The organism is Veillonella sp. AF36-20BH, assembly GCF_003602765.1.
In the GTDB taxonomy this organism is placed as follows: domain Bacteria; phylum Bacillota; class Negativicutes; order Veillonellales; family Veillonellaceae; genus Veillonella; species Veillonella hominis.
In genome coordinates, this window is the sequence record NZ_QTLR01000006.1 from 41,781 (window position 1) to 56,193 (window position 14,413).

Genomic DNA, 14,413 nt, shown 5'->3' on the forward strand with positions numbered 1-14,413 from the left:
ACTAAATTAACCAACCAATGAAAAGGACGTTATACATTGTATAACGTCCTTTTGTGTTATCCCCTATATAATTTTTCCCAAGGCTATATGAGTTATTATGTTATGCGCCAGCCTTTAGAACAGCTTGTTTCATGGATCGTACGTAATCAAACAACGCTTGGTCCGCATGTTCACCGTGTTCTGCCACGATTTTAACGATGGCAGAACCTACGATGGCTCCATCGGATACGCGCGCCATAGCTTCCGCTTGTTCTGGCTTGGAAATACCGAAACCAACAGCTACAGGGATATCTGTATATTTGCGAATCGTTTCAACGATGGACTTAATATCCGTCTTAATTTCACTGCGCATGCCTGTAACGCCAAGGGAAGATACACAGTATACAAAACCTTCTGCGTCTTTGACAATCATTTCGATACGGTTTTCAGATGTTGGCGCAATTAAGGATACCACTTCAACGCCATGTTTGTGAGCCACACTAGCGAGCTCGCCTTTTTCTTCAAACGGCATATCTGGCACGATAACACCAGAAATGCCAACCTCTTCGCAGAGGGTAAAGAATTTTTCACGACCGAATACGTAAATAGGATTCAAATAGGTCATGAATACGAGCGGTATAGTCACCGCATCATCACCAGTACGTAAACGACGTACCATATCGAAGATGTCATTGATTTTTACGCCTGTGGAGAGAGCACGCGTGCTCGCCTCTTGAATAACTGGGCCTTCCGCGGTTGGGTCAGAGAAGGGAATACCAATCTCTACCATGTCCGCACCGGCTTTCACCATAATACGAATATAACGTTCTGTATTCTCAATACCGTGGTCACCAGCGCTAATGAACGGGATGAATGCCTTGCCCTTTGTGAAAGCGTCTTTAATTTTACTCATGAAGATCCACCCCTCTGTATTTCGCCATAGCCGCCACGTCTTTGTCGCCACGACCGGATAAACAAATAATAATGATGTCGTCCTTGCTCATAGTAGGAGCAATTTTACGTGCATGTGCCACCGCATGAGCACTTTCAATGGCTGGAATAATACCTTCCAAGCGAGATAAGTATTCAAAGGCATCGACTGCTTCGTCATCTGTAACCGGCACGTACTCAGCACGACCACTATCGTGCAAGTACGCATGTTCAGGACCGATGCCAGGATAATCAAGACCTGCAGAGATAGAATATACTGGAGCAATTTGGCCGTCTTCGTCTTGGCAGAAGTACGATTTCATGCCGTGGAAGATACCAACAGAGCCCTTCGCGATTGTCGCCGCATGTTCTTCTGTATCGATGCCACGACCTGCTGCTTCACAACCGATGAGACGAACACCTTCGTCTGGAATGAAATGATAAAACATGCCCATCGCATTAGAGCCGCCACCTACACAAGCCATAACAGCTGTTGGCAACTTGCCTTCTGCTTCAAGGATTTGCTCACGCGCTTCACGGCTGATAATGGATTGGAAATCGCGAACGATCATAGGGAATGGATGAGCACCCATAACGGATCCCAATACGTAATGCGTATCGGACATTCGGTTTGTCCATTCGCGCAACGCTTCGGAAACCGCATCTTTCAATGTACTAGTACCTGTTGTTACAGGATGCACCTTAGCGCCTAGCAATTCCATACGATATACGTTAAGTGCTTGACGTTCACAGTCCTCTGCACCCATGTATACTTCGCATTCCATACCCATCAACGCAGCGATAGTAGCCGTTGCCACGCCGTGTTGACCTGCGCCGGTTTCAGCAATAACACGAGTTTTACCCATTCGTTTTGCCAATAACATTTGTCCGATTACATTATTCAACTTGTGAGAACCAGTATGGTTTAAGTCCTCACGTTTTAAATAAATTTTAGCGCCACCAAGGTCCTTTGTCATGCGTTCTGCATAGTATAAAAGGGATGGGCGACCTGTATATTTTTTATGTAAATCCTCAAGTTCGTGTACGAAATCAGGATCATCTTTGTACTTGTTGTACGCCTCTTCCAATTCGATGACTGCATTCATCAATGTTTCTGGCATAAATTGACCACCAAAGGAGCCAAAATAGCCATGTCTTTGTTCACTCATATAACTTACCTTTCTATATACCATTCCTGCTAGCACGCCATATTATGGCATTGCTATTGTTCTCACAAGCTTTGTGAAAGCTGTAATCTTCTCATCATCTTTCACGCCATCTGTTTCAATACCGCTACTGATATCGATGCCGTACGGTCGAACCGTACGAATGGCACGCGCCACATTGGTACTATCGATACCACCAGCCAGCATGAACGGACGTTCAAACTCATTTAAGCAAGACCAGTCGAACACTTCGCCCGTACCGCCCCGCTCATCTTTATGGTATGCATCAAACAGCAACATATCGGCACTGCTATCGATCCACGCCTCTGCATCTGCAGCACTACGGATTTGAACAGCCTTCCAAACCTCTACATTAGTACGTTCTTTTAAGGATTGGATGAAAGCTTCATCTTCATCGCCATGCAATTGCACAGCATCAAGATTGGTTTCTTTAGCAATCGTAACAAGATTATCTAGCGTTTCATTGACAAAAACGCCGACCGTTTTAATCTCATCATTATTAGACTGTTCAGTACCATTGTTATATCTTTTAGTATATTGCTTATGTAGTTCTTCAACCAATGTTTTAGCTTGGTCTACAGTGACTTGTCGTTTACTTGGTGCAAATACAAGGCCCATGTAATCAGGCTTTGCCTCTACTACAGCAGAGATTGTTTCTACCTTTGAGATTCCGCACATCTTAACCTTTGGTGTGTAGTTGGTTGGCCCATAAAGATATGCCAATTTCTCCACCTTGTTAGGAGAGCGCATGAAGGTTTCACCCATCAAGGCTACTCCAATATTGTTATCCCGTAATACTTGGATATCCTCTGGCGTTTCTAGACCGCTTTCAGATACAAAGATCACATCATCTTGAACGAGATTGCGCAAGCGCACACTATTTTGTACATCCACCGTGAAGTCTTTCAAATTGCGGTTGTTAACGCCAATGATACGGGCACCGCAATCGATGGCCATTTGCACTTCTTTTTCGTCATGAGCCTCTACTAAGGAGGATAAGCCAAGAGAGTCCGCTAACTCATGGAACTTGGTCAATGTTAGCACATCGAGGCATGCACAGATTAATAGGATTGCACTAGCGCCCCATACCTTCGCTTGGTAGATTTGGTACTCATCGATAATAAAATCCTTACGAAGTACGGGGATTTTTACGGCACTAGCAATTTCTTGTAAATATTTTTTATCACCCTTAAAGAAATCTGGCTCCGTCAAAACAGAGATAGCCGCAGCACCAGCCACTTCATATTCTTTGGCTATCTCTAAATACGGGAAGTGCTCTGCTATGATGCCTTTTGATGGAGATGCCTTTTTCACTTCACAAATGAAATTGAAATCTTGCTGACGAAGGGCCGCTTCAAACGGAAATCCTGTATCAGATGGTAATGCTAAAGCCGCTGCTTTCACAGACTCTGGAGATTCCACCTGTTTTTCTTGGGCTACCCGAATTTTGGTCGCCTCTATAATCTTATCTAAAATCAATGGTTACACCTCTTGGGTTGCTTTCACAAACTGTTCCATTGTAGCAAGCGCCTTGCCAGAGTCGATCATATGTTTCGCCTCTTCAATGCCCTCTGCTAATGTAATGCCATCTTTTGCAAGGTAAATCGCCATGCCAGCATTGAGAAGAACTGCGCTACGTTTACCGCCTTGCTCACCACCGAGAACGCGGCGTGTAATCTCAGCATTTACTATTGCGTCGCCACCTTCAAGCTCAGTTTTATCAGCGTATTCGAACCCATAATCCTTAGGATCGAATTCGTAATTTGTGAAAGTACCATTATTAATTTCGCATACGTACGTTTTGTTGGTAGCTGTAATCTCATCTAGACCGTCGAAGCCATGTACCACGGCTCCGCGTTTTACGCCAAGATTAGCCAATACGCGAGCCAATGGTTCTACCAAGGATTTGTCGTAAACGCCCATCAACTCCACAGTAGCTCCTGCTGGGTTTGCCAAAGGACCAAGAATATTAAACACAGTGCGCACGCCCAAAGCCTTACGTACAGGACCTGCATATTTCATAGCTTGGTGATACACAGGGGCAAACATGAAGCACATATTCGCTTTGTTAAGAACCGCTTCGTTTTGTTCGCCGTTAAGCTCTAATTTAGCACCCAACGCTTCGATCAAGTCTGCAGCACCACATTTACTAGATACACTACGGTTACCATGCTTTGCTACAGGAATACCTGCTGCAGAAATGATGAAACCAGATGTAGTAGAAATGTTGAATGTATTAGCCTCGTCACCACCAGTACCTACGATTTCCACAACGGTGCCATTATGAGGCACGGAGCCAGCCTTCTCGCGCATAACCTCAGCAAACGCCGTAACCTCATCTACAGTAGGGCCCTTTGCGGCAAGAGCACACAGGAAACCAGCCATAGGAACCTCGGGTACATCACCGCTCATAATCTTGTTCATTGTATCTTTAGCAAGGTCGTAGGATAAATTCTGACCGTGCGTTACTGCATATAATGCGTCTTTAATCATTTTATAGCTCCTTACTTGTTGTTCATTTTCTTTGGTTCAACGTTAATAGGGCATATACCTACTTTAATGCTACATGTGATTCACGTGGACCTATGCCCTCCACTGGCCGGGTCTGACTACGGCCTGCGGCCTTCGCAGGGCCAAAGTCGGGCCTAGAACCCCGTGAACTCACATAAACACTAGGACACTTAATCTTTTTTATGCCCTACTCACTGTCACACACACAATAAAATGAACAACAATTCAATATCTCTTAAATGATCCTGCGCATTATATGGAGTAACGCACAGGTCATCCCTTTATAGGGAGAGTGGGAATGGTGGTGCTACGCACCACTTTCTCTTATATTAGGGGTTCTGATTCGCATATTTCTTTAGAAAATATAGTTACTGTTCGATATATATATTGTAGAGGGGCTATTAAGTAGGTAATGCCAAGGTTGAGTTGGCAGGAAATAAGGTCTTAAGGAACGACTTGGCGGCCCCACGTAGTGGGGCGGTGGCCACTTGGAGTTCCGAGAGACCTTATTTCTGCCCTATCGTTCTAGGATCTATAAATAGCCCATCGAATACCTAAATTAAACAGTGGTTATTTTTCTAAGAAATTGCGAATCATTTGTTCCCCGTTTGGTGTCATGATGGATTCCGGATGGAATTGCACTCCATAAATCGGGTAGTCTTTGTGTTCTACGCTCATTACTTCGCCGTCGTCTGTAATGGATGTGACGATGAGTTCGCTTGGCATAGTTTCGTCGATAATCGCCAAGGAGTGGTATCGTGCGACTTCGAATTGTTCAGGCAAGCCCTTAAGGATTTTAGATGGGTGTACTTGTTTCGCCACGCTTTGTTTGCCGTGCATTACTTGTTTAGCGTAGGAAACGGTGCCGCCGAATACTTCGCCGATGGCTTGGTGTCCCAGGCATACGCCGAGGATTGGGAATTCCCCTTTGCATTCGCGCAATAGGTCTTCGTATACGCCCGCATCAGCTGGTTTACCAGGACCTGGTGAAAGTATCACATAGTCTGGTTTTAAAGCGCGGATTTCTTCAACTGTTAATTCATCACTGCGGATGACTTTAATATCTGGATTGATAGAGCCTACTAATTGGTATAAATTAAAGGAAAAGCTATCGTAATTATCTATAAGGAGTACCATTATTCTACCTCCTGTGCATCTGTAATTGCGGAAATCATGGATTGGCCTTTGATCAAGGTTTCATTAAACTCGCTTTCAGGAACGCTATCTCGAACGATGCCTGCGCCAGCACGAACATAAACCTTACCACCTTTATTCATAGCCATCCGAATACCGATACATACATCCATGTTACCGGAGAAATCGATGTAACCTACGGCACCGCCGTATACGCCGCGTGGGCTTTTTTCAAGTTCGTGTAAAATTTCGATAGCACGAATCTTAGGCGCCCCAGACAATGTGCCTGCCGGCAATGTAGCACCGATAGCATCGAGTGCATCTTTGCCGTCTTGAATGTCACCGCTTACAGTAGATGTAATATGAATTACATGGGAGAAACGTTGCAACATATGTAACGCTTCAACTTTTACGGAACCAAATTTAGAAATTTTACCTAGATCATTGCGTCCCAGGTCAACGAGCATGTTATGTTCAGCCAATTCTTTTTCATCGTTAATGAGTTTTTCCTCAATAGCAAGGTCTTCTGCTTCGTTTTTGCCACGACGCATAGTACCTGCAATTGGGAATGTGTACATTTTGCCATCTGTCATTTTCACCAAAGTTTCTGGAGATGCACCTGTAAGCTCTACATCACCGCCAGATAGGTAGAACATGTATGGAGATGGATTTAAAGTACGCAACACGCGGTATGCATTTAACAAGCTACCTTCAAACTCGGCTTCGCGACGATTAGATACAACACATTGGAAGATATCCCCTTCCTTGATATAATGCTGCGTCTTTTTAACAACTGCTTCGAACTCGTCCTTTGTGAATTCAGAGGTAAACTCTGTTTTAAGAACGCCTTTTGGCACATCCGCTTCTTTGCCGTTTACAACGAGATCAGCAAGAGTTTTCAATTCGAGCTCAGCCTTGTTGTAGTTGCGTTCTAAATCACGAGTACTAATATTGGCGATTAAATAGATTTTGTTTTTATAGTGGTCAAAGGCAATTACCTTATCAAAGAGCATAAGGTCTACATCGTTGACCATCGCAGAGTCATCATCTGGCGTTGGGAAATCGAGGGTTGGCTCGATATAACGAATGTATTCACAAGCGAAGTACCCTACAAAGCCACCTGTGAAAGTTGGCAGTTCTTCTAAGCGAGGGCTTTTATATTGACTCAAAATATTGCGAATCTCTACTGCAGGATCAGAACACTCAAAGGTACGAGTCGTCCCGTCTTTGACGGTCATTTTATGGTTTTTGCAGAATAGCTCAATCTTAGGATCATAGCCCAAGAAGGAGTAACGGCCCCAATGATTACTATTATCCGCACTTTCAAGCAAGTATGTATGACTGCTCACTTGTTTTAAAGCTTTCAACACACTAATCGGTGTGCGTACGTCGGATAAAATTTCCATATATACAGGCACGATATCGTAGCCCGGTGAGATAGCTTTCACACGGTCAAAACTAGGAAAAATCATGAGAACCTCCATCTGGCATTTGCCAATAAAAAAACTCGCCCATGACAATTTAACGTCAAGGACGAGTTTATAGTTCTATTATTACAATTTGATTGTATGTGCTATAAATCGCGGTACCACCTTGTTTGAATGCAGTGCATTCCCCTTTCGCAGGATACTAACATATCCCTCACGACTAACGCTCGTGTGACGTCGCACCATACTAGGAATGACTGTGAAAGTTCATTCTGTTCCATGCGCCCTCGGTGGTCCATTTAATAAGCTGCGTACTACGGGTTCTCAGCTAATCCCGCTCTCTGTGAGTGCATTTCCTATTTTTATCTCCACCTCATCGGTTTCTTTTAGGCGAGTATAAAATTATAATCTGATTATACGTTTTCTATAGAATGAAAGTCAAGGAGAATCTTATCTTTCAATATGCCAAGATTTTTTAAACAAAAGATGATAGCTAACAAAAATATTAATATACGGAACGAAAAGACCAATAATCCATAACCCACTTAATAGGGAATCATGAAGTCTACGTATGCCTAATGTAATCATTGCTATAGCTGGCCATATCAGGATATACATAAATCCCCAACGTGGTATATAAAGAGGTATACCAAACTGAACAATTAACGATACTACGGCTATAACCATATTCATAATGATATCCATGAAAAGACGAGTTCCTATGAGACCAACCCAAAAAGCTGATACGGAAGCTCTTCCTTTAATATCAAATGGCTTAGCAAATAAAACATCCCATATACAGCTACAAATATAGTCAAATTTACTATTATTTGTAGCTTTAGTAATCGTGGAACTTCGAGTATAGGCAATAATATAGTTATTATATCTATCTCGTCCTTCATCTAAACCATACTTATTAGAATCTGGCACACTAAGTGGCAACGCAAAGCAAGCCAAGATAAAATACTGCCAGAAAAATCCGTCCCAATGAAAACCTGCATTTATAAAGGTTTCGGATATAGATTCCCAACTAAAACTCATACCCCAATATACCCACAAACTTAGGTATGATATGGGTACTAAAATCATATACCACAAGGATGAACCATAGTCATTCAATCTACGTTTGAGTAAAAAAATAGTTACTGCTATATGTATAATCTGCAAACATCCAAAATAAATATATGACAAATATGTGCTGCCTTGAAACAAACCATCTTGAATAAATCCTATCAATACCACAAATAGAAGGTACGCTAAAAATTTGCTTCCCATTAAACCAAGTACAGCCCATAAAAATGCCAATCGGCCTATACGTTGATTCACTCGCAGCATTTCTATATTTTGTTTAAATAGTGAAAGTTCATTATCTAGCCACATTAAAAATTCTCTCTTCGCTCTCATAACAATTTTCTAATCCTCTTTATTCTAATATAAATATATGTATATTAAAATATTAACCTTATGGTCTAAAATATTTATATTGTTTACGCTAAACACTAATAGTATACTGAAATTACATATGTTATCAGTTCCTACTAATTATTTTGTGGAAAAGAGAGCCTAAGTTTTTATTTTATCCATCAACTACTGGATTCAAGACACCATTGCAAATGACACGCTTCCTGACTTAATATTGGGAATGAAGTCAAAAAAAATATAGAATTACTAATTTTTCTGGTACTATAAATTGTACTAAGACTAGTGAAGGAGAGATACTTTGGAAACGTGGAAACGTACGGTGTATATAAGTTTAATATGTGTATTCTGTACATCCTTTGGGGTGAGCCAATTAGCACCTATTCTCCCTCTATATTTTCATGATTTAGGAGTTCAAACGCCATCGGCTATGTCTCTCTGGTCAGGTTTAGCAACCGGTGCAACCTATTTAATCGTATGTTTAGTGGCACCATTTTGGGGCCGTATAGCAGATAAAAAAGGTAGAAAAATCACATTAATACGATCTAGCTTTGGAATGGCTTTATGTAATATATTGCTCGCCTTTCAAACAACGCCTGAAGGGGTTGTAATAATTCGTCTCATACAAGGTTTAGTGAATGGTTTTTATTCTGCAACCATTACATTAATTGCCTCAGAGTCCCCCATCGAACGAACTGGCTGGGCACTTGGCCTATTAGCTTCGGCCAATCTAGCGGGCTCTCTAATTGGACCTTTATTAGGTGGTTATATTGCGGATACCATAGGTATTCGCAATGACTTCATCTTGGTTGGTATACTCATGGGTTTAGCTGGATTATTAGCCACTATATTTATCCATGAAAATTATGTACCAAAGCCTAATGTTGAGAAACTGTCTATTAGCAAGCTAAAAGAACAAATTCCTGAATTTAATAGTATTGTAGCATTGTGTGTAGCATCATTTATTTATGCTATATGCATCATGTCCTTACAACCTGTTATCTCCGTATATATTAAAGGCATTGTTCCGAGTAATACTGAAAATCTAGCATTTATTGCAGGCGCTGTCTTCTCAGCTATGGGTATTGCGCAATTAATAAGTAGTTCTCCTCTCGGTAAATTAGTTGATAAAATTGGGCCTCGCAAGGTATTAGTCGTATCTCTTATCTATGTAGGCTTATTTAACATCCCTCAAGCCTATGTGACTGATGTTTACCAGCTAGCACTCATTCGATTTTTACAAGGCTTCGGCCTAGGTGGTATGTTACCGGCATTAAATACCTATCTTTCTTCAAAAACGCCTCGTGAGTTTACGGGACAGGTATTCTCCTATAACCAATCAAGTTTATTTCTTGGTTATTTCTTAGGTGCTGTCGGTGGTGCAAGCTTAATGGCTTGGCTAGGTTTTACTACCTTATTCTGGGTAAGTGGTGGTCTCTTTATAATCTCTGCCCTCTGGATTGGTTTTAAACTCAAATAACACGTATACAAAGCAAAAGAAAACCCTTCTATATATCTGATTGGTAAAAGTTATATGCTAACGCATATGACTCAATCTAATCAGTATTAGAAGGGTTTTCTTTTACAATATAGTTTTATTAGACTAGAGTAACAATAGCATAATGACTACAGTCGCAATAATACAAGGCACGGCATTGCGTTTTGCCATTTCCATAGGGTTGATACCTGCCAGTCCTGCGATGATGATACCTGCACCAGCTACTGGACTCATACTACGACCGATACCAGCACCCAATTGAGCCATGGAACCGAGTTGCATAATGCCATAACCAAAGTCTGCTGCATGAGGTGTGACAGCACCGTTAAAGGCAAGAGCTGCCGCATTGCCAGAACCAGAGATAACCGCCAATAAGAACGGACCAAAGGCTGCCCCGATTTGGGCGATTTGTTGAGAGTTCTTCATGCCATCAATAAGGGCACTTGTAAGCCCGATGAGTTGCATCCCTGCTGTGAAGCAAGCTGCTGCAGCCATAAGGCCAACGACATCACACATACCATCGCCAGTACCACGGAAGAACTTCTTAACAGCTTCTGTCACATTAGGACGCACGGCAATGATACCAATAGCAGTACCGATGAGCATAGATACAGGAACAGAGATTTCTGGGATAACCGCCACTTGTTTACTACCTAATACAAGTAATACAAGAGGAATAATGGGAATGATTGCATAGAAATAATTTACTTTGAATTCTTTACCTTCCGCTGCAGTATCGTTTTTCATTACATACCCGGTATGCTCCTTCTTAACGATAGCTACGATGTTAAGCAAAATAGCGGCTACTACGATACCGATAATTGCTTGCATGGAGAAGCTGGCAATAACTGTCATTACGTCTACCCCCGCTAGTTGTGCCACTTGAGGGTTGAACATAAGGCCTGGACTCAAGGAACTACCCCATGTACCTAAGAAGATAGCAGAACCAGCCATCGCTGGATGTACTCCAGAACGAATGAGGGCAGGAATCAATAATGCACCTACGGCCGCAGCACAACCTGCCGCTGTAGGCAATGCAATATTAATTAAAAATGTAATAATAACAGCGCCAGGAATGATGATTTTCGTCATCTTTTTGAGGCCTGCAGAAATGAAATACACCATGTGCTCTGTACATTTTGTATATTCCATAACATAGCTAAAACCTAACACCGTACAGATTGTTGGTACAAGACCTGGATTCGTAAGTTCTTTCACAAAGGCCGTCGTACCAGCACCAAGCTGCCCACCAATAAAGCACATCAGTAAGCCCGATAATAGTAAAACGAGCCGCGTTTCAAACTGTTTAATAATAGCGATAAACGTCGCTACTACGATAACAATACCTGTAATAACCATAACCCTCCTATCCGTGTACATAGGATGCAAGATAGCTATATCCCCTCTATAAACGCTTTACACCCAATACACAAACTAACAACACTAAATACAATAGTCCTATCTATGTCTTACACCTAATAGGCCTAACTATAGTAAAAGTAATCACTTAATTATATACAGTATAACTATATAACTATATAACTACTTATCTATATAACTACATAAATACATAAAGAAGTATATTAAACAAGCTTTGTTTCTTCCAAGCTAAGTTTTCTAAGTACCTTGTCAAGCACCGCTGCACCCGTTACAATATCATCCATTTCAGCAAATTCTGCAGGATTATGACTGATGCCATCACGGCATGGAATAAAGATCATTCCCGTCGGAACTACCTCCGCCCAATGCATCGCATCATGACCGGCACCACTCGGTATTGTCATGTACTCCACACCGACAGACTTAACAGCTTCTTCGATTTCTCGAATCATCGCCGGGTGCATCTCTACTGGATGGTCCTGTGCAATTGTTTCAATTGTATACGATAATCCACGTTTCTCGGCAGTAATGTCAATAAATTCTTTAACAAGAGTAACTACAGAATTACGAGCTACCTTAGAAATACTGCGAATATCTACCCCTAGCTTCACAGCACCAGGAATGACATTCATCGCCCCTGGTGTAACCTCCACAACGCCAACAGTTCCCACCACGGGTGGTTCCTCTTGCATAGATGCAATCTCCTCGATGCCGAGGATGATTTTTGAGGCTCCACATAGAGCATCATGACGCAAGTTCATCGGCGTAGCTCCACTATGATCGGCATTGCCTCGAATGGTCACATAGAATCGCTCTGGCGCGGCAATACCAGTCACAATACCAATCGTTTTCTGCTCGTGCTCCAGTACCTTGCCTTGTTCTATATGGATTTCTGTGAAAGACTTTACAGGTCGTTTATATGCCATTGTTTCAATCCCATCGGGGTTTAAATTACGACCTTTCAAGGCTTCGTACAAAGAAATTCCTTGTTTATCTACCAAGTGGTGTAAGTCTTGTAATGTCAATTCACCGCGCATGGCCTTACTGCCTAGTGTAGCATTCCCAAAGCGACCAGACTCTTCACACATGAAGTCCACTACAGCGATGGTATGATCATGTTCATAACCATCGTCGATCATGCTACGAATTACTTCAATAGCAGATAACACGCCGACCACACCATCGTAATTGCCTCCATTGGGCACGCTATCCGTATGAGACCCCACCATAACAGCTGGTAAATCTGGTTTCTTACCAATCTTATAGCCAATGACATTACCAAAATCGTCTATTTCAACGGATAAACCCGCATCAGTCATGCGATCTATAATATATTGACGTCCTGCCCAATCTGCATCGGTGAAAGCAAGGCGATTAATGCCCTCACCAGGAGCCGTCAATTGGGCCATAGCCTCAAAATCCTTAACCAATCGCTCTCGTTGAATCATGTAACACCTCACAATCTATTACATCAATTACTGACAAACCATATGATGCTAGTATATAAAGCTTATTTTAAATAGTGAGCTGCAATGGTACCTAACGCTACAATACCGTTTAACATATCTTCTTCATCGATATCAAAGAGCGGATTGTGATGCGGTGCTTTAATGGCAGATCCCACAACCATATAGGTCGCTCTACCACCGCGATCGATGACACGATTCAAGAAGTACGCACAGTCTTCACTACCGCCACCGCTGTAATCGAAGGGAACCTCTTTAAAGATCCCAAGTGGTTCCACGATAGCTTGTACTTCACGAGCTAAATCATCGCTGATGCGACCTGCCGGAGTTTCTCCTTGTTTTGTGATTTCAAAGGTACAATCGTGCATTTCTGCAGCACCTTTAATAATAGTCTTCGACCGTTCAATCATGTAGTCATTGATTTCTGTAGTGGCACCACGAGTTTCTAGTTTAAGAACTGCCACATCAGGCGTCACATTGCGGCCTGTACCGCTTTCAAAAACACCTACATTCATGCGAGAGGCGCCTTGACTATGACGAGCGATGGCTTGTAAGTTAAGAACCGCTGTACAACCTGCGAGCATTGCATTTTGTGCTTTTTCTGGGGAACCACCAGCATGAGCAGAATAGCCGTAGAACACCGCATCAAGTTTTGTTGTCGCTAAGAAGCCATGATCGCTACACGCAAAACAATTGGATAGATTTTCATTAAACCCAATATGCATGCCGAACATCAAATCTACATCATCCACAACGCCCGCTTCCGCCATCGCTTTAGCACCGCGCACGCCTTCCTCTGCAGGTTGGAAAATGAGTTTAATAGTTCCTTTGAATTCATCCTTGTGCGCAGCCAAATATTCAGCTAGGCCTAGCCCCATCGTCATATGTGCATCATGACCACAGGCGTGCATCGCCTTATCGTGACAAGAACGGAATCCTTCCTTTGTAGGCACATGGCTATCCTCTTTAGCTTCGATAACATCGTTAGAGTCCATGTCTACACGAAATGCTACTACAGGGCCTTCGCCGCCGAACTTCATAGTTGCAACAATAGCCGTTTTACCGTAGCCCATCTTTTCTACAAGCTCAGGATTAGCACCTTCTTTGATGGCGCGATCCATAGCGGCTTTCATAACCTCATCACTAGGCAAGCCCATACGAGAATCTAAATCGAGTACATCTGCGCCTAACGCCACATCATAGCCCAAAGAAATAAGCCTATCCGCCACTTTTGCAGCAGAGCGATACTCAAGCCAAGCAGGCTCAGGGTACATATGAAAGTCGCGACGCATAGCGATTAACGCATCGCGCCGTTGTTGCACGAAATCTTTTACAGACATAAATACCTCCGTAACAAACTAATAATCACGTATACATTTACTATATGAATAGATAGATAAATAGTCAACTAAATGGCGCATGTATACAGTATCTAAAATATACTTTATGATATAACAAAAACACATATACCACGAAACGACT

At 42.3% G+C, this 14,413-nt stretch carries 11 protein-coding genes; 1 reads left to right on the forward strand and 10 read right to left on the reverse strand.

Features of this window, described 5'->3' with window-relative positions:
* Window positions 1-100: 100 nt before the first annotated feature.
* The 7 genes from trpA to DW000_RS07485 all read right to left on the reverse strand — a co-directional run bounded on the left by trpA (window position 101) and on the right by DW000_RS07485 (window position 8,572).
* A complete protein-coding gene (gene trpA / locus DW000_RS07455) occupies window positions 101-892 on the reverse strand; it encodes a tryptophan synthase subunit alpha (protein WP_120055830.1) in 792 nt (263 codons plus the stop codon).
* Window positions 885-2,078, reverse strand: coding sequence for a tryptophan synthase subunit beta (trpB, locus tag DW000_RS07460; protein WP_120055832.1), 1,194 nt, complete (start codon window positions 2,076-2,078; stop codon window positions 885-887). The genes trpA and trpB overlap by 8 nt, the downstream gene beginning before the upstream one ends.
* Before the next feature lie 42 nt (window positions 2,079-2,120).
* Window positions 2,121-3,575: a bifunctional indole-3-glycerol-phosphate synthase TrpC/phosphoribosylanthranilate isomerase TrpF gene (trpCF, locus tag DW000_RS07465; protein ID WP_120055834.1), complete on the reverse strand. Its 1,455-nt coding sequence runs from the start codon at window positions 3,573-3,575 to the stop codon at window positions 2,121-2,123.
* Window positions 3,576-3,578: 3 nt separating this feature from the next.
* Window positions 3,579-4,589, reverse strand: coding sequence for an anthranilate phosphoribosyltransferase (gene trpD / locus DW000_RS07470; protein ID WP_120055836.1), 1,011 nt, complete (start codon window positions 4,587-4,589; stop codon window positions 3,579-3,581).
* A 588-nt stretch (window positions 4,590-5,177) separates the two neighbouring features.
* Window positions 5,178-5,744, reverse strand: a complete 567-nt coding sequence (locus tag DW000_RS07475) for an aminodeoxychorismate/anthranilate synthase component II (RefSeq protein ID WP_120055838.1) — start codon at window positions 5,742-5,744, stop codon at window positions 5,178-5,180.
* Entirely contained in the window at window positions 5,744-7,213 is a 1,470-nt protein-coding gene (locus DW000_RS07480; protein ID WP_120055840.1) for an anthranilate synthase component I family protein, read from the reverse strand. The genes DW000_RS07475 and DW000_RS07480 overlap by 1 nt, the downstream gene beginning before the upstream one ends.
* 405 nt (window positions 7,214-7,618) lie before the next feature.
* Window positions 7,619-8,572 (reverse strand): DUF805 domain-containing protein, encoded by a 954-nt coding sequence (locus DW000_RS07485; protein ID WP_243624559.1) that lies wholly within the window; start codon window positions 8,570-8,572, stop codon window positions 7,619-7,621.
* A 316-nt stretch (window positions 8,573-8,888) separates the two neighbouring features.
* Between DW000_RS07485 and DW000_RS07490 the strand changes: the two genes are divergently transcribed.
* Window positions 8,889-10,067 (forward strand): MFS transporter, encoded by a 1,179-nt coding sequence (locus tag DW000_RS07490; RefSeq protein ID WP_021147626.1) that lies wholly within the window; start codon window positions 8,889-8,891, stop codon window positions 10,065-10,067.
* Window positions 10,068-10,190: 123 nt separating this feature from the next.
* Here the strand turns inward: DW000_RS07490 and dcuC are convergent, their stop codons facing one another.
* The 3 genes from dcuC to DW000_RS07505 all read right to left on the reverse strand — a co-directional run bounded on the left by dcuC (window position 10,191) and on the right by DW000_RS07505 (window position 14,271).
* On the reverse strand, window positions 10,191-11,444 hold the full coding sequence (dcuC, locus tag DW000_RS07495) for a C4-dicarboxylate transporter DcuC (protein WP_021147625.1): 1,254 nt from the start codon (window positions 11,442-11,444) through the stop codon (window positions 10,191-10,193).
* 224 nt (window positions 11,445-11,668) lie between these two features.
* Window positions 11,669-12,913, reverse strand: a complete 1,245-nt coding sequence (locus DW000_RS07500) for a M20 family metallo-hydrolase (protein ID WP_077707971.1) — start codon at window positions 12,911-12,913, stop codon at window positions 11,669-11,671.
* A 62-nt stretch (window positions 12,914-12,975) separates the two neighbouring features.
* On the reverse strand, window positions 12,976-14,271 hold the full coding sequence (locus DW000_RS07505) for an amidohydrolase (RefSeq protein ID WP_120055842.1): 1,296 nt from the start codon (window positions 14,269-14,271) through the stop codon (window positions 12,976-12,978).
* Window positions 14,272-14,413 lie beyond the last annotated feature (142 nt).